This is a genomic window from Arthrobacter sp. MYb213 (assembly GCF_002979915.1).
Classification (GTDB): Bacteria; Actinomycetota; Actinomycetes; order Actinomycetales; family Micrococcaceae; genus Glutamicibacter.
The window spans coordinates 585,688-609,221 of record NZ_PCQA01000002.1 but is presented as its reverse complement, the minus strand read 5'-3'; the positions used below and the strand labels follow the sequence as shown (position 1 = coordinate 609,221).

At 56.2% G+C, this 23,534-nt stretch carries 23 protein-coding genes; 12 read left to right on the top strand and 11 right to left on the bottom strand.

Annotated features, from left to right (window positions below):
• Positions 1–8 precede the first annotated feature (8 nt).
• Complete coding sequence (locus CQ011_RS17765) at positions 9–152, bottom strand: hypothetical protein (RefSeq protein ID WP_181148035.1); 144 nt, start codon at positions 150–152, stop codon at positions 9–11.
• 101 nt (positions 153–253) lie between these two features.
• Here CQ011_RS17765 and CQ011_RS07215 point away from each other — a divergent pair, with 101 nt between their 5' ends.
• Positions 254–1,099 carry an alpha/beta fold hydrolase gene (locus CQ011_RS07215; RefSeq protein ID WP_286161115.1) on the top strand — a complete coding sequence of 282 codons (846 nt, stop codon included), beginning with the start codon at positions 254–256 and terminating at the stop codon, positions 1,097–1,099.
• Positions 1,100–1,104: 5 nt separating this feature from the next.
• Positions 1,105–3,660 (top strand): ATP-dependent helicase HrpB, encoded by a 2,556-nt coding sequence (gene hrpB, locus CQ011_RS07210; protein WP_105675967.1) that lies wholly within the window; start codon positions 1,105–1,107, stop codon positions 3,658–3,660.
• A 74-nt stretch (positions 3,661–3,734) separates the two neighbouring features.
• Here hrpB and CQ011_RS07205 read toward each other — a convergent pair whose 3' ends face one another.
• Together CQ011_RS07205 and CQ011_RS07200 are read right to left on the bottom strand one after the other, a co-directional pair.
• On the bottom strand, positions 3,735–4,967 hold the full coding sequence (locus tag CQ011_RS07205; protein ID WP_105675966.1) for an acyl-CoA dehydrogenase family protein: 1,233 nt from the start codon (positions 4,965–4,967) through the stop codon (positions 3,735–3,737).
• A gap of 81 nt (positions 4,968–5,048) precedes the next feature.
• The gene (locus CQ011_RS07200; protein ID WP_181148021.1) at positions 5,049–5,738 is read right to left on the bottom strand and encodes a TetR/AcrR family transcriptional regulator; all 690 of its coding nucleotides are present in this window, start codon (positions 5,736–5,738) and stop codon (positions 5,049–5,051) included.
• Positions 5,739–5,889: 151 nt separating this feature from the next.
• On the opposite strand from CQ011_RS07200, the gene CQ011_RS07195 reads away from it, so the two are divergent.
• Positions 5,890–6,321, top strand: a complete 432-nt coding sequence (locus CQ011_RS07195; RefSeq protein ID WP_105675962.1) for a DoxX family membrane protein — start codon at positions 5,890–5,892, stop codon at positions 6,319–6,321.
• A gap of 103 nt (positions 6,322–6,424) precedes the next feature.
• A complete protein-coding gene (locus tag CQ011_RS07190) occupies positions 6,425–6,664 on the top strand; it encodes a hypothetical protein (protein ID WP_096255656.1) in 240 nt (79 codons plus the stop codon).
• Positions 6,665–6,744: 80 nt separating this feature from the next.
• On the opposite strand, the gene CQ011_RS07185 is transcribed toward CQ011_RS07190, so the two are convergent.
• From CQ011_RS07185 to CQ011_RS07175, 3 genes are all read right to left on the bottom strand, one after another.
• On the bottom strand, positions 6,745–8,199 hold the full coding sequence (locus CQ011_RS07185) for a DHA2 family efflux MFS transporter permease subunit (RefSeq protein WP_105675960.1): 1,455 nt from the start codon (positions 8,197–8,199) through the stop codon (positions 6,745–6,747).
• Between the two features lie 60 nt (positions 8,200–8,259).
• On the bottom strand, positions 8,260–9,258 hold the full coding sequence (locus CQ011_RS07180; RefSeq protein WP_105675958.1) for a PhzF family phenazine biosynthesis protein: 999 nt from the start codon (positions 9,256–9,258) through the stop codon (positions 8,260–8,262).
• Between the two features lie 92 nt (positions 9,259–9,350).
• Positions 9,351–9,890 (bottom strand): AMIN-like domain-containing (lipo)protein, encoded by a 540-nt coding sequence (locus CQ011_RS07175; protein WP_105675956.1) that lies wholly within the window; start codon positions 9,888–9,890, stop codon positions 9,351–9,353.
• Between the two features lie 204 nt (positions 9,891–10,094).
• Between CQ011_RS07175 and CQ011_RS07170 the strand changes: the two genes are divergently transcribed.
• On the top strand, positions 10,095–11,189 hold the full coding sequence (locus CQ011_RS07170) for a mechanosensitive ion channel family protein (protein WP_105675954.1): 1,095 nt from the start codon (positions 10,095–10,097) through the stop codon (positions 11,187–11,189).
• A 30-nt stretch (positions 11,190–11,219) separates the two neighbouring features.
• Here CQ011_RS07170 and CQ011_RS07165 read toward each other — a convergent pair whose 3' ends face one another.
• Together CQ011_RS07165 and CQ011_RS07160 are read right to left on the bottom strand one after the other, a co-directional pair.
• On the bottom strand, positions 11,220–11,864 hold the full coding sequence (locus CQ011_RS07165) for a YqaJ viral recombinase family protein (protein WP_229676922.1): 645 nt from the start codon (positions 11,862–11,864) through the stop codon (positions 11,220–11,222).
• 64 nt (positions 11,865–11,928) lie between these two features.
• On the bottom strand, positions 11,929–12,189 hold the full coding sequence (locus CQ011_RS07160; protein ID WP_105675952.1) for a glutaredoxin family protein: 261 nt from the start codon (positions 12,187–12,189) through the stop codon (positions 11,929–11,931).
• A gap of 129 nt (positions 12,190–12,318) precedes the next feature.
• On the opposite strand from CQ011_RS07160, the gene CQ011_RS07155 reads away from it, so the two are divergent.
• The 3 genes from CQ011_RS07155 to CQ011_RS07145 all read left to right on the top strand — a co-directional run bounded on the left by CQ011_RS07155 (position 12,319) and on the right by CQ011_RS07145 (position 15,605).
• Complete coding sequence (locus CQ011_RS07155) at positions 12,319–13,047, top strand: ABC transporter ATP-binding protein (protein ID WP_105675950.1); 729 nt, start codon at positions 12,319–12,321, stop codon at positions 13,045–13,047.
• On the top strand, positions 13,044–14,372 hold the full coding sequence (locus CQ011_RS07150; RefSeq protein ID WP_105675948.1) for an FtsX-like permease family protein: 1,329 nt from the start codon (positions 13,044–13,046) through the stop codon (positions 14,370–14,372). Before CQ011_RS07155 ends, CQ011_RS07150 begins: the two co-directional genes overlap by 4 nt.
• A gap of 183 nt (positions 14,373–14,555) precedes the next feature.
• A complete protein-coding gene (locus CQ011_RS07145; protein ID WP_105675946.1) occupies positions 14,556–15,605 on the top strand; it encodes an ABC transporter substrate-binding protein in 1,050 nt (349 codons plus the stop codon).
• 3 nt (positions 15,606–15,608) lie between these two features.
• On the opposite strand, the gene CQ011_RS07140 is transcribed toward CQ011_RS07145, so the two are convergent.
• Complete coding sequence (locus tag CQ011_RS07140; protein WP_105676179.1) at positions 15,609–16,409, bottom strand: MBL fold metallo-hydrolase; 801 nt, start codon at positions 16,407–16,409, stop codon at positions 15,609–15,611.
• Positions 16,410–16,429: 20 nt separating this feature from the next.
• Between CQ011_RS07140 and CQ011_RS07135 the strand changes: the two genes are divergently transcribed.
• Genes CQ011_RS07135 through CQ011_RS07125 form a run of 3 tightly spaced genes read left to right on the top strand, consistent with a single transcriptional unit; the run spans position 16,430 to position 20,466 of the window.
• Entirely contained in the window at positions 16,430–17,479 is a 1,050-nt protein-coding gene (locus tag CQ011_RS07135) for a FecCD family ABC transporter permease (RefSeq protein ID WP_105675943.1), read from the top strand.
• A gap of 44 nt (positions 17,480–17,523) precedes the next feature.
• Positions 17,524–18,537, top strand: a complete 1,014-nt coding sequence (locus CQ011_RS07130; protein WP_105676177.1) for a FecCD family ABC transporter permease — start codon at positions 17,524–17,526, stop codon at positions 18,535–18,537.
• A gap of 3 nt (positions 18,538–18,540) precedes the next feature.
• Positions 18,541–20,466: an SIP domain-containing protein gene (locus CQ011_RS07125; RefSeq protein ID WP_105675941.1), complete on the top strand. Its 1,926-nt coding sequence runs from the start codon at positions 18,541–18,543 to the stop codon at positions 20,464–20,466.
• Positions 20,467–20,542: 76 nt separating this feature from the next.
• Here the strand turns inward: CQ011_RS07125 and CQ011_RS07120 are convergent, their stop codons facing one another.
• Positions 20,543–20,992 (bottom strand): MarR family winged helix-turn-helix transcriptional regulator, encoded by a 450-nt coding sequence (locus tag CQ011_RS07120; RefSeq protein ID WP_181148020.1) that lies wholly within the window; start codon positions 20,990–20,992, stop codon positions 20,543–20,545.
• A 38-nt stretch (positions 20,993–21,030) separates the two neighbouring features.
• On the opposite strand from CQ011_RS07120, the gene CQ011_RS07115 reads away from it, so the two are divergent.
• Positions 21,031–22,941 carry an ABC transporter ATP-binding protein gene (locus CQ011_RS07115; protein ID WP_353616163.1) on the top strand — a complete coding sequence of 637 codons (1,911 nt, stop codon included), beginning with the start codon at positions 21,031–21,033 and terminating at the stop codon, positions 22,939–22,941.
• Here the strand turns inward: CQ011_RS07115 and CQ011_RS07110 are convergent.
• Complete coding sequence (locus CQ011_RS07110; protein WP_105675932.1) at positions 22,938–23,426, bottom strand: MarR family winged helix-turn-helix transcriptional regulator; 489 nt, start codon at positions 23,424–23,426, stop codon at positions 22,938–22,940. The genes CQ011_RS07115 and CQ011_RS07110 overlap by 4 nt on opposite strands.
• Positions 23,427–23,534: the final 108 nt, after the last annotated feature.

The window sequence follows — 23,534 nt, the reverse complement described above, 5'->3', positions numbered from 1 at the left end:
TGTTTGGATTAGTAATTCGAGGGTGGATCAGAGGCTGGGAATGATTCGTCTTCCCATTCCTCCACTAACTCTTCTTCATGATCGTGCTTCACGTGTGCCGTGGCCTGTTCCTGAGTCTCGACTCCAAGTTCGTCCTCTTGACCGTTGCGCATGATGCTCCTTCCCTCGCATGTCTTCGTGTCGCGGCATAAAGCCATCGACCTCATACTTTTAGTGTCATCCTTTTTATGCCCAAAGTCGATAGAAGCGGGTAATGCACACCGCTCTGGTGCCCGGCGAATTGCTCGCTGAGACACGAGGGGATTTAATCGGAGGTATGCCGATGATTAATAACCCCGCAGATGGTGCCGAAATCTTCTTTGATGACGACCAAGCTTCCGGTGAGCCAATTCTTTTCCTTCACGGATCGGCACTGTCACGTTCTATCTGGCGTGGGCTGGGATATACCAAAGCCCTAGGCACCAACCACCGCACCATTCGCATGGATCTGCGCGGGCATGGCAAATCGATGAAGTCTCATCAAAGCTCCGATTACACGATGGACAAAATTGCCAGTGATATTTATGCGGTACTAGATCACCTTGGTCTACCGGCAGCACACATTATTGGGTACTCTTTCGGCGCACGTAGTGGATTGCATGTAGCGATGGACCGACCTGATCGGGTCCTGAGCCTCACGATGCTCGGCGGAACCTATGAGATTACCGACGGGGAGATTGGCAAACTGTTCTTCCCCGGTTACTTAGAAGTATTGCGTCAAGGAGATATCGAAGGGTTTGTCACCGGGCAAGAAACCCGCGGCAGGCTAGACCCAGCCACTCGATTAGCGTTCCTTAACAATGACCCATTGGCCTTGGCCGCCTACTATGACGCAGCCGAAACCGTGCAAAACCTAGAGCTAAGTCAACTTTCGAAGATCACCACCCCGACGCTGTTATTGATTGGTACCCGTGATCAGCCCCGCTTTGATCAAAACAAGATTATGGCCCGCGCTTTGCCGCACGCTCGGTTGGTTGCGCTGCCGGGCCGAACCCACGGAAGTACGCTGTTCCCCATTGAACCGGTGGTTAGTGCCATTCAAGCTTTTTGGGCGGTATAGCACCGATGGATGTCCCAGTCTTTGACCTTGAACGAATCGCCTCGGGTTTGGCCTTCGGGCCAAGTCGAAAAGAACTACAAGTTGCCCTGCAAACTCAACCGAGTCGGCCACTAGTCATTCAGGCCCCACCGGGTTCGGGTAAAACCACCATCGTGCCACCTACCGTGGCGGTGGCGCTGTCTGCGCAGGGGCTCACCGGCAAGATCATCGTCACTCAGCCACGCCGTGTAGCGGCCCGCGCCGCAGCGCGCCGGTTAGCGCAATTAGATGGTTCAAGGGTGGGGGACAAGGTAGGTTTTGCGGTCCGTGGGGAACGACAAAGCTCGGCAAATACGCAGGTTGAATTTGTGACCGCCGGACTGATGCTACGCAGGTTATTGGCCGATCCAGATCTAGCCGGAGTCAGCGCGGTGATCATTGATGAGGTCCACGAGCGATCCATCGATACCGACCTTTTGCTGGCCATGGTGAATCAGGTTAGCGAGCTGCGAGATGACCTCAGCCTGATCGTGATGAGTGCGACCCTGCATTCTCAAGAACTTTCTGAGCTCCTGGCACGTGATGAACCTGCACAGGTTTTGACGGCTAACACCGCACAATTTGAGGTGACCGAGCTCTTTGACAGTTTCGCTAAGCAACGGATCACCGAACGTGGAATCAGCCCAGACTATCTATCCCACGTCGCCCAGACGGCGGTGAAACATTCAAAACTACTGAATCAACGCTCCACAACCGTGATCGATACCCTGGTTTTCGTTCCAGGCGCCCGCGAAGTTGACCGTGTCTGCGCCCAGATTGCAGCATCTGGGATGACCGTCTTCGCCTTGCACTCTCAAGTACCCACCAAGGTTCAAGACCAGATTCTTGCCGAACCAGAGGCAACCGAAGGACCACGAATTATCGTGTCCACCTCGATTGCTGAATCCTCATTGACCGTACCTCGGGTACGTCTAGTAGTTGACGCTGGTTATGCGCGCGAACCGCGCCGAGACACCGGACGCGGTATCGCTGGGCTGGTCACGGTGGTGGCAAGCCGTGCGTCAGCCACGCAGCGAGCCGGGCGTGCAGGACGCCTAGGGCCGGGAACGGTGGTGCGCACATTGGATGCGAAAGCCTTTGCGGCGGCGCCAGCCAGTTCTGCCCCAGAAATACGTACCGGAGATCTGGTCCAGGCAGCACTTTCATTGGCAGCGTGGGGTACACCGCGCGGAGCGGGGCTCCGGCTCTGGGAAGAGCCACCGGCTAAGACGTTGCACACCGACGAGGAGGTGCTGCGTGCACTGGAGGCGGTAGATGGTGAAGGAAAAATCACCGCGTTGGGTGAGCGCATGGTGAAAATTCCGGCAGATCCCAGGACGGCACCTGCACTGCTAGAAGGAGCCGAACATTTTGGTTCACGTCCCACCGCGGAAGCGGTAGCCCTGCTCGCCAGCTCGGAACGAATCGCCAACGCTGATCTGTATGAATTGCTTCAGGCAATTCGGCGCCCCACACATCCTGGTCACCGAGCCTGGGAGCAAGAGACCAAAAGACTTGAAAAACTTACCGGGAATGCGCGGGGCCAAGACGCGTCCTCGGCGCTCGCCGGTGTCTGCGCCTTGGCTTATCCGCAGTGGGTGGCGCATAAGGTCCAAGACCACGACTACCTGCTTGCATCAGGGACGCGCGCCTCCTTGCCACGCGGGAGTCACCTGGCGCATTATGAGTTTTTGGCGATTACCGAGGTTACTCGCGCTTCAACAAGTACCGGTGCAATGATTCGCCGCGCGGTGGGTATTGAACTAGAGCAGGTGCTTAGTTTGCTCAGCCAGCTTCATCAAGTCAGCGAAAGCGCCACGATGGTGGATGGGAAGATTTCGGCTCGCAAGGTTGAATCATTGGGTGCCATTGAGCTTGCCTCGCATCCGATTAAGGCCACAAAAGAACTGGGGCGCAAGGCTGCCGCAACGGCGCTCCGCGAGCAATCACTCGCGCTTTTTGGTGAACAACAAGCCTTTGAGAATCTACGCCGCCGAATGGGTGTGGCGTACCGACTTTTGGGTGCACCCTTTGTCCCGGTCGATGAGGCGAGTTTAATAGACGGCGCGTCAGATTGGCTGTCGGCAGGGTTGGAGCATCTGGCCTCAGGGAAGCCTGCATCAAAGATAGACCTGGTAGGAGCGTTGCGAACATTGCTGCCGTGGGAGCATGCTCATGAATTTGATTCCTTAGTTCCCGAACGACTACAAGTGCCCTCGGGCTCACGGATCCGTATCGAGTACCCGCCGGTGGATTCAACCGGTCCGGCAGTGGTAGCGGTGAAATTGCAGGAATGCTTTGGACTGAAAGATTCTCCACGGTTAGTACGGGAGAAACTGCCGGTACAGTTCCACCTGCTTTCACCCAAAGGCAGCCCCTTGGCGGTCACCGAGGACTTAGTGAGTTTCTTTAACGGTCCTTACGCACAGGTGCGCTCGGAAATGCGCGGCAAGTACCCGAGACATCCTTGGCCAGAAGATCCATGGGAGCATCAAGCCACCGCTTATACGAACAATAGGTTGCGTCGGGAAAATAAAGGCTAAGAAAGTAACACCGTGGCCGAGGCGCCAATAATATGGTGCCTCGGCCACGGTGTTATCTGAAGTAAATTGTTGGGTTAGGCGAAGGCTGAGATGCCGGTGATGTTGCGGCCCATTAGTAGGGCTTGAACGGTTTCGGTACCTTCATAGGTGTGGATGGCTTCGATATCGGCAAAGTGCCGGGCTACTCGGTTGCTGGTCAGGATCCCGTTACCGCCGAGGAGATCACGGGCATTCGCAGCGATCTGGCGTGCGGTGCGTGTAGCGGTGTATTTAGCTAAGGAAGCCTGCGGGCCGGTGAGTTCTCCGCGTGCCTCACGCTTGGTGGACTGCACCGCAAGTAGCTGAATGGTCGCCAGTTCGGACTGCATCCGGGCCAGACGTTCCTGCACTATCTGACTTGCTGCCAGTGGCCGGCCGAACTGTGTGCGAGCCTTTGCATAGAGCACCGCTGATTCGTAGCATGCGGTGGCGTGGCCAACTGCAGACCAGGCGACACCCAAACGGGTGGCAAAAAGAACGCGTGCTGTGTCTTTGAAACTATGGGAGTCCGGGAGCACATCTTCGTCTGGAACGAAGACGTTCTCCATGCGGATATGAGCCTGCCAAATGGCACGCAAGGAAAGCTTATTCTTAATGGTGGTGGCCGTGTAGCCTGCGGATTCCTGATCAACCAAGAAACCACGCACCTTACCGTCGTCATCACGTGCCCAGGTGACGGTGATGCCGCCAATGGAACCGTTGCCGATCCACTTCTTCTCACCGTTGATGACGTAGCCACCGTCAACCTTGTGGGCGCGGGTTTCGAGACCTACTGAGTCCGAACCGTGAGTCGGCTCGGTCAGTGCGAAGGAGCCGGCAAGCTCGCCTGCAAGCATCGGAACACCATATTTGGTCTTCTGCTGTGCACTACCGCAGAACATGACCGAGCGCAGAGCCAAGCCTCCCTGAACGCCTACGATGGTAGCCACCGACCCGTCACCGCGAGCCAACTCCATGTTGACCAGGCCAGCGGCCATCGGGCTCATTGGTTCATGGCCCTCAAAGTCCAACCCGTCACGGAGTAGCCCGGCGTCACCGAGTTTTTTGATCAGGTGAAGTGGGTAGTCTGCCTTGTCCCAGTATTCGTGGATGTCGTCTTTGACTTCGTCCAGGATGAAAGTGCGCGCCTTGTTACGCCACGCGGCATCTACCGGATCAACTTCGGCGAGCACTCCGGTGGGGTCAATATCTACCCCGTCGGCCCATAGATCGTATTCGGGTTCCACCACGCCGGTGGGAAACTCAAATTCAGTGTGCTGCTGGGTCATTTCGGGCGCTCCTAGGCAGAGAAGGAAAACTGTTCTATACCCAGCCTAATGGAACTCAATGTCATGTCAAGAAACTAAGTGTCAGTTGCGGTGTTCGCGCAGTGCCTTTGACACGGCATCAAGTACCGCTTGTTCATCATCTGCTGCGTCAAGAACGGAAACCACCACGCGCGGCGCCCGAGATGGCTTTGTTTTGGGAGCATGGTCGGGATCAAGCAAGTCTGCGAAACGGTCCAAAAATAACGACACGTCTGCAGCCAAATGCTCTCGATCTGTAGCGGAAGGGTCGCGCAACCATAGGCGCAGGTGGTCATTGTGGATGGCAACCAACCCTGCACTGATCCCTAAACTGAGGGCACGGTGTGGAGCCGTGTTGGTTAGTTCCCTGGCGGAGAGGAAATCATAAAAAGCACGTTCATAGCGGTGAGTGGAAACCAGCTCACGCTCGCGTAGCGAGGGCACCGAGGAAAGTAAGCGGTGACGCAACTGGGCGGCCTCAGGGTTCATCGTGTACTGGTCAAAGACCACGTGCGCCGCGTCGATAAGCGTTTGTGTGGCACTGACAGAAGACGCGGCAAGTGTCGTTTTCACATGAGTGATGATCATTTCCTGATCGGCAAACACCATGTTTTCTTTGGATCCAAAACGGCGGAAGAACGTGGACCGTGACATCCCGGCGGTGGCCGCTAACTCATCGACGCTGGTGGTGTCGAACCCTTGGGTAATCAAAAGGTCCAGAGCGGCTGAAGGTACGGCGGAGGAAGAGATCATGATTCTTGAATTTAGCATGTTTCGGCTAATTGACTCCGGCTCACGGGACTAAATGATTGTGATCATTCCCCGGGGTGACTACGCTGAGGTTCAAGGCAACTCATTATTGCGAGTGCCGCAGTAAAACTACTTAGAAGAGAAGTGAGGGCCCATGGGAATCTCTATCGCAAACGCCGCACTACGTTTGGTCAGTGGCGCATTCATTCTCAATAGCGGAATCAACAAGCTTCGCATTGACGAAGCGAGTGCCGCCGGACTGCAGCAGTTGGCCTCCAACGGTTTGCCTCAGTTGGGACAGTTGGAACCAGCAGCCTTCGGCAAGGCAGTTTCTGTCTCCGAAATTGCACTGGGTAGCGCCCTGCTACTACCGATCATTCCTTCGCGACTTGCAGGCCTTGGCCTCGGCGCGTTCTCAGGCGTACTGCTTGCTTCCTACTTGCGCACCCCGGGAATGACCGAATCTGATGGCATCCGCCCGACAAGTGACGGCACCGCTCTGGCCAAGGATGCATGGCTTGCAGGTATCGCAGTAGCGCTGATCTTTGGTCGCCGCTCGGCGAAGCTGGCTAAGAAAAAGAAGTAATTTGTCCTCCACGGTGAGCAACATTCCCAGCTGAGAAAAGTTTTAGTTGGAACTGCAAGCCTTCAGTAGTCACTTTCAGGTTTCGAACCAAAAAGGAGAACCCATGGGTTTCTTGGATAATGCAAAGAAGAAGCTGGGCGAAGCAGTCGAGAACGTCAAGGAATTTGCCGGTGACGCTTCAGAGAACGTCAAAGAGTTCGCTGCTGACGCCTCCGAAAACGTGAAGGAATTCGCGGCTGACGCTTCGGAGAACGTGAAGGAATTTGCCGCCGACGCGCAGGAAAAGATCGGTGAAACCGTAGAGAAGGTCAAGGGCGAAGACAAGCCAGACCAGTCTGCATAGTCGAATTTGACTGAACAAAAACGGGGTGGTTTCCACGTGTTCTACGTGGAACCCACCCCGTTTTTTGTAGCTTCTTGAAGCTAAGAGACTTTCTTCTTGTCTGGGACGTTGAGGAAGACCACCACAAGTACCGCGGCAATAGCCACAAAACCAGGCAGCAACAATGCCTGGCCCAGACCCACAGCTGTCGCTTCAGGGATCGCCCCAGGGCCCTGAGCTTGAACCTTGAGAATCTCAGCGGAAACGCGAGCTTCCATCATGACCGCAATGAGCGCAGAGCCAAGGACCGAACCGATTTGCCTGGTGGTGTTGTAAATACCTGAACCAGCCCCGGCGTCCCTTGGGGTGAGGTTTTTGGTTGCAGCGAGTGAAAGCGAAGGCCAAATCATAGCCGAACCAATACCTTGCACCGCCGAAGGGATCAGCAAGGTCCACAGCGCAATGTCCGCGTGCATCATGAATGCGTAAGCTACGGTTGCCGTGCCGATCAGGAAGAACCCCGGTACCGCGAGGGTCCGAGGATTAAACCTGTTGACCGTCTTTCCTAGCACTGGCGCAATGAAAATTGCCACGATGGCCATGGGGGAGATCATCAATGCAGATTGGGTAGGAGTCAGGCCCCGCACATTCTGCAGGAAGAACACCATGGGCAGGGCCATGGTAGAGATGGTCAGGCCCATGCAGGTGATGGCGATGTTTGCCAGCGAAAAGTTACGAACGTGAAACAGCCGCAAGGGAACTAGCGGTTCCTTGGACGTCTTGGATTGCCACCAAATAAATACAGCGAAGAGCACCAGGCCTAGAGTGATTAGGTGCCAAGAGCTCAGTGGGCCGATGAATGGTTCCCAATTAGTTGAGTCGCCTTCTTGGATGCCAAAGACTAAAGCAAACATTGCCAAGGCAGAAAGCACTACGCCAACCCAGTCGAAGGAATGGGCTTGTGGTGCTAGGCGGGGAACAAATTTCAACAACATGATGAAGCTCAATACGGCGATTGGCAGGTTGATGAAGAAGATCCATTCCCAACCGACCGAGTCGACTAACAGTCCACCAGCAATGGGGCCTAGCAACGCGGCGATACCAGCGACGGCTCCCCAAAGGCCCATCGCGGCACCGCGATGTTGGTAGGGAAAGAGCCTGGTAATCAGCGTCATTGCTTGCGGCGAAATCATTGCCGCGCCGAGGCCTTGGACAGCACGGGCAATGGTGAGCGAAGCCAGTGAGTCCGACAGCCCGCACCACAGCGAAGCCAAAGCAAAGATCAGCAACCCGATGAGGTAAATGTTGCGTGGACCAAAGCGGTCACCGAGACGCCCGGTGATCAGCAGTGGCACCGCGAAGGTGAGCAGATAAGCACTGTTGATCCAAAGGATTCCAGAGATATCTGCATCCAGGGACTTCATGATGGCGGGCATCGCCGTCGACACAATGGTGGTGTCGAGCAGGATCATGAAGAAACCAATGACCAGTGCCCAGAGGGCACGCCAAGCGGTTTTTCGGTCAAAGTCTGGCGGGGAGTTTACGATTTCAGGCACTGACCCAGAGTAATGCTTGCACGGTGAAACTAAAATGGATTATTCGACTTAGTCAGAGATTCAGTCGAAAGTCACAGTTCCTTCAATGCGGGTAGTGACATCCCCGCTGACCCAAAGGCCGCTTTCACTCGCTTCAATATGCAAGATTGCCTCGCGTCCCACGCGAGTGCCCTGGCGGACGGTGTAACGTTGCGGTGCCAATCCTGCCTTAGTCATCCACACACCAAAACCGGCGTTGAGCGAACCCGTTGCTGGGTCTTCCTGGATGGCCTCACCCGAAACGAAAGCACGCACCTCAAAGTCTGCAGGTGGCTGAAGAACCACGGCGCCAAAGCGCTCCTCGGAACGAGTTTGATCCGAATAATCTAAGGGACGCAGTTCCTCGCGCGTCCCGGAAATACGGGGCAAAACGCTAGCCTGCGGCTGCCAGACACCTTGGGCCACACTTGAGGCGGTGTAGGGTCCAATGACTCCGAGCTCCAGCCCGTCAAGGGCCGCGTAATCAGGTTCAATTCCTAGCACGAGGTCGGCGTCGCGAAGCAATAATCCGGCGTGGTGTGGGCCATTGACCAACCACTGATGGGCAATAACGTCTTCTGAGTTAATCCCCAATCCGGCAATTGCCCACTGCAAAACATCTTGCTCTAGGGGCCCACTGCGGGTTAATGGTGGGGCAAGGAAGGCGAGGCGACGCTCATGCTTTTCGCTGGCCTCGCGTTCAATCCGGACCTGAATCAACCCGGCATCACATTGCTGGAGTAGGTGGCCACTGGATCCAGCCTGACCTCCAGACTCAAGCCACGCATGCGCAGCACCTAGCGTGGGGTGCCCGGCAAAGGGCAACTCGGTGGTCGGAGTAAAAATACGAATTGCGTAGTCGGCTTCGGGGTCGGTGGGCGTCACGAAGAAGACGGTCTCCGATAAATTCAGCCACTGGGCGAAGCGTTGCATTTGCGTGGAATCGAGATGATCTGCCTCAAAGACAACGCCGAGCCCATTGCCGTTGAAGGCTGTGGGGGCAAAAACGTCAACCTGCTGATAGGCAAATGTGCGATACATATAAGCATCGTGGCACATTCCTCAGCAGGTTGACACGGTGTTACGCGGTGCGTCCGGTCATGACGGCAAGCTCATGGCCTAGGCACAGCTGGTTACCATTTGTGAGCAACATCGATCACCAAACGCGATCCTTGGTCTGGGCCAGAGAGGACAAAGGCGCGCATTGGCAGTCGTGCCCGCGTGGAAATGCCGATCTTGGTCTGGCCTTCAAAACTTCCCAGCCAGAGCTGTTGGCGGAAGGTAGTGTAATTCAGTGTTTTGATGGTGGATCCGGGACGATAACTGGTGCTGGTTCCGGACTTCAACAGGATTTCTAATTTGGCACCACCCGTGGTCGGTACCGCTTTGCCTGACCCGATTCCGGTCAGTGCACTGACATATTTCACCGAATATCCATCGGGGTTACCGCTGAGATCTATCACCATCCGGTCAAAACAGGTATGGCGTCCGGTACGAATATTAGTCAGCGTGGAGGAACTTGAGACATTGGAGGTCTTGGATAAAGAACCCCAATAAACGGTTGGGCATCCGGCCGCGGCGGTAGCCACCGGAGCGGCTGAGGCTACAGGGGTTACTGTGAGCATGCTCGCTGCTGCGAGAGCTGCGAGAAGTCCAAGTTTGGTGCGGCGCATATGAACCACCGGCTTTCTATCTGAGTGCGCCCTAGGGCCCGGCCCGGACCCGTAAGACTACTAAAACCCGGTTTGCTAGTCGGAACAAGACGCTGGATCTAACTGGAATTGATCTGGTGCGTATCTGTGACGCACCAGCCGGTATCCGGGGATATTCAAGGTGTCGCTCAGCGTTCAACTAGTCTCGTGTGACATGCTTTAACGATGTTGCCAAGCCCGTCTGCACCTATCGATACCACCGTCGACGAAGTCGTGGAAGCCTCCAGCTTCCTACCTCAATCGTTGCAATTTCTGGTTGTTGTCGCTGTTGGATTAATCTTTTCAGCTATTTTTGCCTTCCTGATCAGTGGTCTGACACACCGTATTTTTCAGCGCACCGGACTCGGTGAGGTCAAGGTAAAAAACGCGAGAATCCCGATTTTCGGCACCTTCGCATCGATTGTTCTCAAAAGTTCGCTGTTGGCCTTCCAGCGCGATAGTAGCTCTTACAAATTCTGGCAGTTTGTGTTGCTCATCTGTTTGGTGTTCTTCCTGACCTGGCTCATTATTGTGCTGGTCAAGGTTGTTGAGGAAGTTCTGCTGGCGCGCATCAGAAGCCGCTTTGGTCCGGGCCGCCGATTAGCCAAGGTCCAAACGCAGGTTGGTTTGCTGCGCCGAGTCCTTATTGCTGTGCTCTGCATCATCGCGGTAGCCGCTGTCCTGTTGACGATTGAACAGGTCAGAGCATTGGGCGCCGGTCTGTTGGCTTCTGCAGGTCTTGCTTCGGTGGTTGTTGGTTTGGCGGTTCAGTCCTCGTTGGCCAACGTGTTTGCCGGCCTACAGATTGCCTTTACCGACTCGGTGCGTGTGGATGACATTGTGGTGGTTGAAGCCGAACGTGGCACCGTTGAAGAAATAACTTTGACCTATGTGGTCGTGTTGCTCATCGACGGACGGCGGATGATTCTGCCTTCCACCTACTTCACCACCACGCCATTTGAGAACTGGTCGCGGCGCAGCACGGAGATTAGCGGCAACATCACCTTGCAATTGAAACTTAATGCGCCGATTGAATATCTGCGTACGCGTACTACCGAGTTGCTTGAATCTTCGGACTGGTGGGATGGACGCGATAATAGCCTGCTCGTGACAGACACCTTCGGCGGCCTGCAAACGGTAACCATTTATTTATCTGCCAGGGATCCAGGCGACCTGTGGAACCTGCGCAATATGTTGCGCGAAAAACTGCTCGGTGAACTTGTGCAGAGTTATCCAGAATGTCTGCCGGACCCACGCACCATCCAGAACCCTCCGCTATAGCCGGAGGTGGCCCTCCTGCGCCTGAGATATTTAGAGGCGTAGGGCTGCTGGACCGTAGTCCAGGTATTGCTGTTCGCGGGAGGTTGACTCGCGTAAGGCGGCAATGAGCTGCTCGGCCTTGTCGATGAGGTCTTGGATCATCGAGTCGTCTCGTTCGATCCAAAGAAACTCGGGAACCGCCTGAACAGGCACGAAGTTATAGTGCTGTTCCCAGACGAATAAGGTGCGTTGAGCGCCGATGACATGCTGCTGCCACAGGACCTGACGAAGGTAATTTTTAGGGATCCGCTTGAACGGCTTATTGGTGGTCTTGATTTCCGCTAATACCGGTGCGCCGTCTTGGTCAAAGCCCAAACCATCTGGGGTTGCCAAATGCAGCCGAGAATTTTGTGAGTGGAAAAGTTGTGACGAAGGGAAAATGTTGAAGTTTTCCTGCACCCAGGCGGCGATGACCGGCTCGCGACGTCGACCGTGCTCGGTGTAAGTGTTTCCGGAGAACCCTGAACCGTAGAGCTTGTCCCAGGCGGCATTGCGAATGGATTTTTCCGTGGACAGCTTAGCGACGTCCGTTGCGGTGATGCCTTGTGACCGTGCCCGTAACCATTCAATACGGTTAGTGGAATCTGCCAACACTCGTTGGAAGCATTCATGGTCAACATTAGGCACACTAGTCACCTGATCCATTCTTCCCCATGAAGTGGCTTATCCGGTGCAACATCGTGCTGAAACTTAGGTGAGCCTAGTCGCTGACCTGCGCGATGGCAGATAATAATTGCTGCAAAGTTGGGGCGTCGGTGGCCCGGAACTTTTCTTCGCCGTCTACCAGCAAGCGAATTACTGGTGTTGAAGTCACTGCCAATTCTTTGCCGCGGGCTACCTGTTGCACCACATTGATCTCCTCGACGTTGAGGAAGGGCAACAGTTCTTGGGCACGGTGAATTACCTGGCGGGCGCGCACGCAGGGGGCACAAAATGGCTGGGTATAAAGTTCGAGCAGCATCACCAACGAGCCTACCTCCAGTCGTTTAGCTAGGAGGAGTGTTGGCTCCTACTGGGGGATGAGTTCGCCCACGTATAACTCCATCGGCGCTCCGATGTGCCTGGCCGGCGCGATTGGGAACATTAGATTATGCTTCAGAATTCGTATGTATCCAATCCAGTTATTCAAGCCCGTCGGTTGCTCAGAAGTTACGGCAGTACCCATGCCCTCAACGGCATTGACGTTGATATCGCCGCGGGGACCGCGGTCGCAATTATGGGCCCCTCCGGCTCAGGCAAGTCCACTTTGCTACACGCCTTGGCGGGCATCGAGTTACCCGATTCGGGAACCGTCACCCTGAACCTGCCGGGTCAAGCGCCGGTTGAAGTTGATGGGCTTGGTGACAGCGCACGAACCAAATTGCGCCGCGAAGCTTTTGGTTTCGTTTTTCAGTCCGGGCTGCTGATTCCGGAACTGACGGCCGAAGAAAACGTGGCGATGGCTTTGATGGTCAACGGCGTTCCACGCACCGCAGCAATCGCGCGTGCCGTGGAAGCCTTGCAGCAATTGGGGCTAGCCGGGATGGAACAACGCCGCATCGGTCAACTCTCCGGTGGGCAACAACAACGTGTAGCAATCGCACGAGCGCAGGTGACCGGCGCGAGCATAGTCTTTGCCGATGAACCTACGGGTGCCTTGGATTCGGTCACCGGTAGCGAAGTTCTGGACATCTTAATGCAGTGCACCGTGGGGATGGGTAAAAGTCTGGTGATGGTCACCCATGACCGGCAGGTAGCCCAACGCTGCCACCGGATCCTCACGCTTCAAGATGGCAAGATCACCGCGGATGACTCAGTTATTCAGGGGCCACGTTCATGAACACCTTGCATATGGCGTGGATGCTCGCACGTCCAAGTAGTTCCGGGCGAATAGTACAACTGTTGACAGTCGGCGCCTACACCATGGTTAGCGCCATGGTGCTGATAGTACTTGGCGGTGCCTGGTCATTTACCAAGCTCGAAAGTGAGGCGCAAGGGTTCTATATTCCTTTAGCAGCCTTTGCGCTGGTGCTGTTGATAGTTCCGTTGCTGGTCTTAGGATCCTCCGCTGCCAAACTCTCGGCTCGCGCTCAAGACCGGGCCTTATCCTCATTGCGTCTCTTGGGAGCCACCGGATTCCAAGTCCGTGCGGTTGCCGTGATTCAGGCTGGCGCTACCGCGCTTATTGGCGCAATCTGCGGGGTGGTGCTGTATTTGGCGTTGGCCCCAGCGGTAGCGCTGGTGAAGTTCCAAGGTGAAGCCATTGGCACGGCGATCTTCCTTCCTCCGCTGGCAACCGCGGCGGCGGTACTCGCGGTGTTATTGCTCTCGGTGGTGAGCGCGCTGGCTGGTCTGCGCAAGTTGGTCATTACTCCGTTGGCGGTGGCTACCCGGCGTTCGGCGCCGATGCCTAGCTGGATGCGCGCGGTCATCGCGATCGGCAGCATCGTGGTGATCTACACGTTGTTCTCCAAGGTTGGTCTGTTGCCGGTGGGCTTAGGCGTCCTGATCGCCATCATCATCTCCGGATTTGGGGTGGGCCTGTTGGCGCTAAACCTGATTGGGCCGTGGCTTGTAGCGAAGGTGGGCAAAGCGAAACTGAAGAAGGCCGAGAGCCCCGAACAGCTGCTGGCCGCTCGCATGATTTTGGAGTCGCCCAGTGGCGCCTGGCGTCAGGTATCGGGTGTGGCTATGGCTGCCTTCGTTGCCGTAATCGGTGGTTCTGGGGCGGCGATGTTTGCATTTTCGGAAAATGATATGGCCAGCTCGTGGGAGTTGTACCTGAGCACCGATGTATTAACCGGAGTGCTGGTGACGCTGAGTATCTCCTTGATATGTGTGGCCATCTCGGCGGCAATCAGCCAATGTGCCGGTACCTTGGATCGTCAAGATCTATATTTGGGGCTTTATCGTTTGGGCGTTGATTTAGGCGTAGTCAACAAGGCGCGAGTTAAAAGCGTGATGATTCCGGCTTTGACGGTGGCCATAGGTTTTACCGTGGCTTCTGCGGTGCTGGTGTTGCCCTTCGCGTCGTTGGCATTGCTGCTGAAGCCACTGACCGTAGCCACGGTGTTACTCGTCTTACTTGCGGGATTGCTGGTAATCCGGTTGTCACTGAACATCGCAGACCCACGCAGGTTGTTGGCAGATCATTCCGGTCGATAACCTCGGGTGGCGTCCGAGGTTAGGGCTGGCTCAACTAGTCAGAGGTTAAGTAACGTGGATTACATATCCTTGATGTTGCGTATTGAAGTGAGATCGGCGTAAAGTTGCATGCGGTTCACATAGGTTTACCTAACCTAAGTGCCGGTTATTTTATGACAACTCGCAACGTCTGGATTATGACCCATGAAAATTACGCGTCGTGCTGGCCTTCTGGCAGCAACCTCCGCAATCTTGGCACTTGGCCTGAGCGCCTGTGGCTCGACCTCGAGCACTGACCCAAAGAGTTCGGCTTCCGCCGACTCGAGCTTCACCCCGGTGAGTATCAAAAATATTTACGGTGAAACCCAGATTACCGAGAAGCCTGAGAAGGTAGCGACGATTTCATGGGCCAACGCTGATGCGGTACTAGCTCTGGGAACCGTGCCAGTCGGCATGGACATCGACGCTTACGGTCAGAACGCCAACAACTCAACGGACTGGAAAGATGCCAAGCTAAAAGAGCTTGGTGCTCCTCTCGGCTCGGAGAACGCGCCGGTACAGTACAAGATCGGTGACGACCTTGACTACACCGGAATCGCCGCGAGCAAGCCCGACGTCATCTTCGCCCCGTATTCGGGCTTGACGAAAGACCAGTACGAGAAGCTACAGGAAATCGCACCAGTAGTCGGCCCGATTAAGCCGAACTACACCACCAGTTGGGAAGAGACCACCGAAGCCGCCGGCCAGATGCTGGGCAAGGCAGACGAGGCTAAGACGCTGGTCAAGGAAATCGAAGGCGAACTGGCGCAGGTTGGCGAGGATAACAAGGCTTTGAAGGACACCACCTTCATCGCTGCGGACCTCTCCGCACCGGACACCGCTTATGTGTACTCCGAAGGAGACACTCGTCCACGCTTCCTGTCCGCCTTGGGTATGACCCAGGCGGACTACGTCCAGAAGAACGCCGAGAAGGACACCTTCTTCTTCACCGTGTCCCCTGAAAAGGTCAACGAGTGGGACTCAGATATCGTCTTCGCCTCTGCCCTTGCTGGCAACAGCGTAGATGACATCGTCAAGTCTCAGCCACTGTACGGTCAGATCCCTGCGGTGAAAAATAAGGCAGTGGCCCTCCCGGGAGATGACCAGGCCACCTTAGCTATCTCCGCAGCTTCGCCACTGTCCATCGAATGGGCGTTGGAGCACGTTGTTCCAAAGATCGTCACGGCTGCCGAAAACGCAGCGGCCGCCAAATAACGACTAAGGATTTAAGCCTAGATAGTGCAATTGCGCTTCCAAGGAACGGCTAGCTGCGCCCACCAAGCGCGCATCGAGGTCGGGGTAGACAAGTTCCAGCAATTGCGCTGGTTCTACGTCAGCCCCGGCCTTGCCGAGTTTGTCCAAGGCCGCACGCACCTGGTCCAATCGCGATTCGCGATGCGCCAGATAATTCTGCAGCAACGGATGGGATACCTCATGTTGCTCACCATGAGCCGGATGCAATGCCATATCTGGCATCGCCAACAGCCGCTGCAAGGACGCCAAGTAATCGGCCAGGGTCCCATCGGGATGTTCCAAAATAGTCGTGCCGCGGCCCAAAACGGTATCTCCGGTGAACAAATGGGAAGTTTCGCCCCGGCGGATAAAGCACACCGAGTCAGAAGTATGTCCCGGGGTGAAAACCACCTGAACCTCAATTCCCGCGGCTTCGATGACTTCCAAGTCTTCGAAGATCTCCGCCTCTCGGCAGTGCTCCTCGAGCCGGGCGCGCACCGGTGCCCCGGTCAACCTGTGCAAGGTATCAATTCCGCCGGTATGATCCGCATGCCGGTGAGTGATCAACACCAGCTGGATATCGAAGGCCGCCAAGGCGTGCAAATGGGCTTCAAGATCAGGGCCCGGGTCAATGAGAACTGCCGGAGTTCGCGCAGTCAGCTCGGTGCAGGTTGGGTCAAAGAGCAAATAAGAATTGGTCCCGTCCAACGTCATTTCCGAAGGATTCTCGGCGCGCAGCAAGCCGACGCCAGGGGCAATAATAGTGGGCAAGGGAAGATGAGCCATAGCAACGAGTGTAGGAAGCAATGACCGCGACTAAAAGTATTACGCCCCATGTAGGGCAAGAGAAGTCGCCGAAGGTAGGGAAGAAGCTCACCGCCTTCCTCTTACTTTTCCTCTTTTTAGCTCTGGCGGTCTTCGCCTCGTTGCTTCTGGGAGCCCGGAGCGTCTCGCTGGATACCGTCACCGACGCTATCTGGAATTTTGATCCAACCAATGGGGACCAGGGTGTGGTTGCTTCGCGCTTTGCCCGCACGGTCGGCGCCATTGTGGTCGGAGCAGCCTTGGGCCTGGCCGGCGCCGGGTTGCAGGGGCTGACCCGCAACCCACTGGCAGATACCGGCATCCTGGGGCTAAACGCCGGCTCCTCGATGAGTGTGGTGTTGGCTATCGGCTTCCTCGGGGTAAGCTCGCTAGCCGGAATTATGGCCGCCGCTTTTATCGGTGCAGCGGTAGTAATGATCTTGGTTTATCTCGTGGCCAATGTGGGACGCGAGGGGGCCACCCCCATCAAACTTGCCTTGGGTGGTGCCGCCTTGGCCGTGGGCGTCGGAGCGGTCACCAATGCGATCCTCATGATCTCGGATTCCACCCTGGACCGATTCCGTATGTGGCAGATAGGCTCGCTGTCCACCACCGGAATTGATACCTTCCTCAGTGCCATCCCCGTCGTGGCCATGGGGGCACTGATCGTGTTGTCCACCGCGAAGGTTTCCAACGCAGTTTCCATGGGAGATGACACGGCGACCGCGTTGGGCTTCAATCTAGGCCGTGCCCGGGTGATCGGTTCGATAGGAGTGGTGGTGCTGGCCGGTACCGCCACCGCGGTAGCTGGCCCGATTGCCTTTGTGGGCCTGATGATTCCCCACGCGGTGCGGCTATTAGTCGGCTCGGATTACCGGTGGCTGATGCCTGCCTGTTTGATTGCCGGACCGATTTTGTTGCTGGTGGCCGATACCGTGGGGCGTGTCATCGCGCCACCAAGTGAAATTCAGGTGGGCGTTATGTGCGCCCTGCTCGGTGGACCGATCTTTATCATCATGATGCGTAGCGGTATGAAGTCGGTGAGCCTGTGAGCTCAAAAGAGATAACCGCAACGGCCAACGGGGTAGACACAAATATGTCAACGAGAGCCGCTGACAGGTCACGTCGAGTGCGTCGCAGTGCACTATGGATGGCACTAGCTATCTTGGCCACCGCACTGGCTTATCTTTTCTGGGGTCGTGACCGGCTCCCTGCGCTGGAAGTGCTTCAGGTGCTTGGTGGAGAAAAGGTCCCCGGAACAAGCTTCATCATCATGTCCGACCGTCTGCCACGGTTGGCCGTCGGCGCTCTGGCAGGCGCCGGGTTAGGTATTTCTGGTGCCCTATTCCAACGCTGGCTGGGCAACCCGTTGGCCAGCCCCGATGTGATCGGTGTGGGCTATGGTGCCTCGGCGGCCGCGGTCTTTGCGATGATTGTCTTGGGCTACAACGACTGGAAACTTAACGTCTTTGCGCTGGCAGGCGGCCTGCTGGTTGCCGCGCTGATCTATTGGCTTTCGGCCTCGGGAAAACGTACCGGCTCCCGGCTGATCCTTGCCGGCTTGGCCATTGGGGCCATGTTGCAGGCATTGATTCAATACCTGCTGACCCAAGCGCAGCTGAACACCGCAAGCGATGTGATGCACTGGCTGACCGGCTCGCTTTCTTCGAGCAACTGGGACAGTGCATTGTTGCTCCTGGTTCCGCTGGGAATCATCGCAGTCTTTGTACTTCCCTTCGTGATGCGTCAGCTAAAGATGCTTGAACTGGGGGAGGACACCGCCGCGGCTCTGGGCCTGAACGTGAGCTGGGCTCGGGTGCTACTGGTTTTTGTCGCGGTGGCAATGGGTGCCTTACCCATTGCGGTGACCGGCCCCTTGGCCTTTGTCGCATTTTTGGCCGGACCTATTAGCGCCGCACTATCTCGTGGTCCCATCAATATTCCGTTGGCGGCGCTGACCGGAGCAACACTGGTAATCGTTGCCAACTTCTTTGCCGCGAACTTGTTCGCAGATCTTTCATTGCCGGTAGGAGTTATCACCGGCGCATTCGGCGCACCGTTTCTGATTTGGATATTGGTGCGTACAAATTCAACAGGAAGCGGGGGATAACCCATGGCCCAACTTCAGGCAAACGATCTGACCCTGGCCTATGACAAGGTCACCATCGTCGATGAACTGTCCTTGGATATCCCCACCGGGGAAGTGACCATCGTTGTGGGGGCTAACGGCTGTGGCAAGTCCACGCTGCTACGCGCCCTATCGCGACTGCTCAAGCCTGCCGGTGGCAAGGTACTACTGGATGGCCAAGATATTCACACTAAGCCGGCCAAGGAAGTCGCCAAGACGTTGGGCTTGCTACCGCAGTCACCGACGGCGCCGGACGGTATCACCGCCCGGGAGCTGATCAGCCGCGGACGCTACCCACACCAGGGACTGTTCAAACGGTTCTCCGCCGAGGACGAGGCGGCAGTAAACCGCGCGCTGGAACTGACCGGGACCATGGAGCTGGCGGACCGTGCGGTGGATGAGCTTTCCGGCGGTCAACGTCAACGCGTATGGATTGCGATGGCCCTGGCCCAAGAGACCGAGCTGCTGCTGCTAGATGAACCAACCACGTTCTTAGATGTTGCGCATCAGCTTGAAGTACTCGACGTGATTAGCGAGCTCAACCGCACCCGCGGCATCACGGTGGTCATTGTGCTCCATGATCTGAACCTCGCCGCACGCTACGCAGATCATTTGGTGGCCTTACGTGAAGGAAAAATATACGCCGCCGGTCACCCCAACGAGGTGGTCACCGAGCGCACCGTCAAAGACGTCTTTGGAATGCCAAGCCGGGTGATCCCAGACCCGGTCGCCGGCACTCCCTTGGTATTGCCTATCGGACGCCACCGGGTGTTGCGCACCGAAAATGTGCTCGCCGCCCAAGGCATTGTGCGCTCTCCAGAATCTGTTGAACTGACCAAACCGGCAGTCAAACACGAACCTACGGTAGCCGACGAACCCCAAACGCCGGCTTTAGCTATGCAAGAAGATCAGCTAGCGCAGCTTCGCCCAGGCGCCGAACACCTTTCCACCCTGGCCTACCAGTGCATGGTGATGCGCACACAGGATCTCACTCCTGCCTTCCGCCGGGTCACCGTGGGCGGTGCCGATCTTTCGCACTTTGGCACCAACAGTCACCCGCTAGATATGCGCATCAAGCTATTGTTGCCGCCTGCCGGTGGGTCCGCGCTCACCGCGGAGATCGCAGCATTGCGTCCTGAGGCATTATCCAGTCCGGCAGAGCAGGAAGGATGGTACCGGCGTTGGCTGTCCATCGATCCGGCTTCCCGCGGATATATGCGTACATATACCGTTCGCGCCTTTCGCGAGGTGGGACACCGCGACAACCTTGGTGACACCGCGGAGCTGGATATCGACTTTGTCATGCATGGACAGGTAGTTAATGGTGCGCTGCAAGGTGGGCCGGCGACCGAATTTGCGGACAAGGCCCAGGTTGGCGATGAGCTGCTCTTACTCGGTCCAAACCGCGCCCTGAGTGATGAGACCTATGGGGGCATTGAATTCCGCCCCGGAGGCGCTCGCCGTGTGGTGCTCGCTGGAGATGAAACCGCAGCCCCTGCGATCTGCGCAATTTTAGAAGCATTGCCTGCCAATGTCACCGGGCATGCGCTGATTGAGGTTCCAGATACCGACGATATCCTTGGTGCTTCCACGCGTTCAGGTGTTTCGGTGCAGTGGCTGACCCGCGGAACTAACGAGCATGGGGTGCTACTTGCCGCAGCGGTAAAAGACGTCGTGGCAATTCCGGCGGCCGGCGCGGTGCACACCGATGCGGATCCAGAAGATATTGATATCGATGAGCAGATCCTCTGGGAAACCGGGGCGGCAGAATCTGCACCGTTTTACGCGTGGATTGCGGGTGAAGCAGGGATGGTCAAGGAACTGCGTCGTTACCTAGTGCGTGAGGCAGGGATAAATCGCAAGCAGGTGGCCTTTATGGGCTACTGGCGCCGGGGCAAAACCGAGAACTAACCCAGACGGAAAAGGGTGGTTCCACAGGCAGTTACATTGCCTGTGGAACCACCCTTCCGCGGTTTAAATTAGTTATCTAACAGCGTGGGTCACCGGGCGCGTCTGCCACGAGGATACCCAAGATTCTGCTGAGTTCTGCACGGTCAGCTTCGCCGAGGGTGGAGAAAAATTCTTCGTGGCTTTGCTTCCGTTCGCCATGTAATTTTTGCAGCAGTTTACGGCCCGCATCGGTTAGCGTGATCAAGCTGGCGCGACGATCCGCAGGGTCCGGGGTGCGGGTGGCCAAGTCCTTGGCGACCAGCTGGTCGATGACCTCGGTGGTAGAACGCGGGGCAATATGTAGCTTTTCGGCGAGTTGTGAGTTGCGCAGGCCTTCGGCATCAACGCGTCCTAAAAGCATCATGGTACGAACTTGATGAGGTGTGATGTCGTAAGGGGTCAAGGCGCGGCGCCATTTGCCACGAAGCATACGAGAACTGCGATTGAACAGGTCGACCAAGTCAGGGCCGGACTCTTGGGGAAGCATGTGCTTAAGCATAGGGTGTTTTTCCCAACAATTTCAAGATGAAACCACATAGTGAGGTTACCTCTGCTATTCTTGAGGTAAATAGAACAAGAATCTCGGAGGTGCTCATGGTTGCTATGCCGATGGGTGGACCCGGCGGTGGGGCAGGCGGCGCCCGCGCGGGGAATTCCCAAAAAGATAAAGAATGGTTGCAGGAGCATCCCGTCTCGCTGCGCCGCATTGCGCAACTTTTCCGTCCACATCTGCGCACGGTAATTTTCGTAATGCTACTAATCGTCGCGTCATCGCTGATTGGCTTGGCGCAGCCATTCATCATCAGGGAACTGATCGATGTGGCCATCCCAGAGCAAAACGTCAAACTACTGTTAGCGCTGGCCGGTGGGTTGGTACTCATTGCCTTGGTAAACGCGGTACTCGGAGTGGTGCAAACCTGGCGGGCCACCCTGATGGGCCAAAAGGTCATGCATAGGTTGCGTACGACACTGTTCACTCACCTGCAAAAACAATCTCTGGGTTTCTTCACCAATGCTCGCTCTGGCGAGGTGCAGTCACGGCTGACCAATGATGTTGGACAGATGCAATCGGTGATCACCAACTCGGCCACCTCCATCGCTTCCAACCTCACCACCGTGGTTGCTACAGCCTGCGCGATGGTGGCAATTTCCTGGCAGCTGAGTCTGATCTCGCTCGTGGTTTTGCCGCCGGCGATTATCCTTGCCAAGCAAACAGCAAAACTGCGCCGGAAAATCACCGGCGCGCGACAGCGTGAAATGTCCACGCTCACCTCGATTATTGAAGAGCGACTCAGTATCTCCGGGGTTCGTCTTGCCAAGGTGATGGGTACTGGCACCTTGGACGCCGAACAGTTCACCGACTCCAGCTCAAAACTCATTGATCTGGAAATGCGTAGTGCGCTCGCTGGACGCTGGCGGATGGCCGCGATGTCGATTATTTTCTCCGGAGTGCCGGCGATACTTTATATCGTTGCCGGGCTTCCGGTCACCGGGGATGGCATGAGTATTGGTACTCTCGTTGCTTTTACCGGGTTACAGGCAGGAATATTCCGGCCGGTGATGGGGCTGATGAGTATTTCTATTCAGTGGGTCTCGGCGCTGGCGCTCTTTAGTCGCGTGTTTGAGTTCCTCGACGCTGACCAGGCGCTACCGGTGCCAAACCAGCCACGTCGATTGGTTCACGATGCGGTGCGCGGTGAATTGGAATTCAAGGATGTAGATTTTCGGTATCCCGGGGCGCGTGCCGATACCTTGCGGGGGATCAACCTAAAGCTCGAGGCAGGCACCATGACCGCGGTGGTCGGGGCTACCGGCTCGGGCAAATCAACACTCGGATCCCTAGTCCCACGACTACTGGATCCAAGCTCGGGAACCGTGAGCTTGGATGGTGTGCAGCTAAGCCACGTGCAACCGCAGGACATTGCGGAGGTAGTCTCTGTGGTGGCGCAGGAAAGCTATTTGCTACACGCTAGTGTTCGCGAGAACTTACTTTGGGCTGCCCCGAACGCCGATGAGCAACAATTGTGGAACGCTTTGGAAGCGGCGCAAATCGCGGAGCTCATTCGTTCCCTCCCCGAGGGGATAGATACCCAGGTTGGGCAGCGTGGTCACCGCTTCTCCGGCGGTGAACAACAACGCCTGGCCATCGCCCGCACGATGTTGCGCCAACCAAAGGTGCTGGTCCTGGATGAGGCTACCAGTGCCTTAGATACGGTCACCGAAGCACTGGTCCAACAAGCCTTGGATGAGCTGGCTTTGGGGCGAACCACCTTGTTGATTGCTCACCGGTTGAGCACCGTGTTGCGCGCCGACAAGATTGTAGTGCTCGACGAGGGGCAGATTATTGAGTCAGGAACCTTTGACGAGTTGGTCAAGTTGGACGGTAAATTTGCTCGGTTGGTAAACAATAGTGAATTGGCTCAGCAGCGCAGCTAGTCCGCTGGAACGTTCGCTGGTTCTCGCGGTGTAATTGCGGCTAAAATCTTAGGCAAGGCAGTTTCTAGTGCCGCGTGCTCCGTAGGAGTCAGTGAATCGAAGAGCGACTGACGAATGAACTCCACATGTGCGGGCGCGGCCTCTCGGATTGCCTGCCAGCCTTGCTCGGATAATCCGATCTGGTGACCTCGGCGGTCTAGGACATCGGAACATCGAGTGATAAGCCCTTTAGCTTCCATGCGGCGCAAAAGGTGTGAGAGTCTAGAACGGTCCCAGCGTAGCTCGTTGGCTACTTCTGCAGGGCGTAGCGAAGTCTCTTTTGACTCGGAAAGCACTGCGAGGACCGAGTATTCGCCCGATTGCATGGCGGAATCTTGGGTTAGCTGACGATCCATGGCACTGGGGAACTGCCAGATGAACTCGCGGATGGTTTGCCAGAGTTTCTGCTCGCGCTCGTTGAGCCAGCGAGTATCTTCGGTTCCCATGTTTTCTTTTCTCCTAATATGCAAATAGTAGTGAGAGGCACACTCTCAAAGTTGTTGACACATCAATCATCTCGTGTAATGTTGTTTTTAGCAAGACTTGATGACGTG

What these genes read in the sequence shown, in the direction of transcription:
- CQ011_RS07155 (WP_105675950.1), top strand. Translation starts at nt 12,319, where the DNA reads ATGCTTCAGAATTCGTATGTATCCAATCCAGTTATTCAAGCCCGTCGG.
- CQ011_RS17765 (WP_181148035.1), bottom strand. Translation starts at nt 152, where the DNA reads ATGCGCAACGGTCAAGAGGACGAACTTGGAGTCGAGACTCAGGAACAG.
- CQ011_RS07135 (WP_105675943.1), top strand. Translation starts at nt 16,430, where the DNA reads ATGACCGCGACTAAAAGTATTACGCCCCATGTAGGGCAAGAGAAGTCG.
- CQ011_RS07180 (WP_105675958.1), bottom strand. Translation starts at nt 9,258, where the DNA reads ATGTATCGCACATTTGCCTATCAGCAGGTTGACGTTTTTGCCCCCACA.
- CQ011_RS07195 (WP_105675962.1), top strand. Translation starts at nt 5,890, where the DNA reads ATGGGAATCTCTATCGCAAACGCCGCACTACGTTTGGTCAGTGGCGCA.
- CQ011_RS07200 (WP_181148021.1), bottom strand. Translation starts at nt 5,738, where the DNA reads ATGATCTCTTCCTCCGCCGTACCTTCAGCCGCTCTGGACCTTTTGATT.
- CQ011_RS07130 (WP_105676177.1), top strand. Translation starts at nt 17,524, where the DNA reads ATGTCAACGAGAGCCGCTGACAGGTCACGTCGAGTGCGTCGCAGTGCA.
- CQ011_RS07175 (WP_105675956.1), bottom strand. Translation starts at nt 9,890, where the DNA reads ATGCGCCGCACCAAACTTGGACTTCTCGCAGCTCTCGCAGCAGCGAGC.
- CQ011_RS07170 (WP_105675954.1), top strand. Translation starts at nt 10,095, where the DNA reads ATGTTGCCAAGCCCGTCTGCACCTATCGATACCACCGTCGACGAAGTC.
- CQ011_RS07145 (WP_105675946.1), top strand. Translation starts at nt 14,556, where the DNA reads ATGAAAATTACGCGTCGTGCTGGCCTTCTGGCAGCAACCTCCGCAATC.
- CQ011_RS07120 (WP_181148020.1), bottom strand. Translation starts at nt 20,992, where the DNA reads ATGCTTCCCCAAGAGTCCGGCCCTGACTTGGTCGACCTGTTCAATCGC.
- CQ011_RS07110 (WP_105675932.1), bottom strand. Translation starts at nt 23,426, where the DNA reads ATGGGAACCGAAGATACTCGCTGGCTCAACGAGCGCGAGCAGAAACTC.
- CQ011_RS07190 (WP_096255656.1), top strand. Translation starts at nt 6,425, where the DNA reads ATGGGTTTCTTGGATAATGCAAAGAAGAAGCTGGGCGAAGCAGTCGAG.
- CQ011_RS07160 (WP_105675952.1), bottom strand. Translation starts at nt 12,189, where the DNA reads ATGCTGCTCGAACTTTATACCCAGCCATTTTGTGCCCCCTGCGTGCGC.
- hrpB (WP_105675967.1), top strand. Translation starts at nt 1,105, where the DNA reads ATGGATGTCCCAGTCTTTGACCTTGAACGAATCGCCTCGGGTTTGGCC.
- CQ011_RS07140 (WP_105676179.1), bottom strand. Translation starts at nt 16,409, where the DNA reads ATGGCTCATCTTCCCTTGCCCACTATTATTGCCCCTGGCGTCGGCTTG.
- CQ011_RS07205 (WP_105675966.1), bottom strand. Translation starts at nt 4,967, where the DNA reads ATGACCCAGCAGCACACTGAATTTGAGTTTCCCACCGGCGTGGTGGAA.
- CQ011_RS07150 (WP_105675948.1), top strand. Translation starts at nt 13,044, where the DNA reads ATGAACACCTTGCATATGGCGTGGATGCTCGCACGTCCAAGTAGTTCC.
- CQ011_RS07215 (WP_286161115.1), top strand. Translation starts at nt 254, where the DNA reads ATGCACACCGCTCTGGTGCCCGGCGAATTGCTCGCTGAGACACGAGGG.
- CQ011_RS07115 (WP_353616163.1), top strand. Translation starts at nt 21,031, where the DNA reads ATGAAACCACATAGTGAGGTTACCTCTGCTATTCTTGAGGTAAATAGA.
- CQ011_RS07125 (WP_105675941.1), top strand. Translation starts at nt 18,541, where the DNA reads ATGGCCCAACTTCAGGCAAACGATCTGACCCTGGCCTATGACAAGGTC.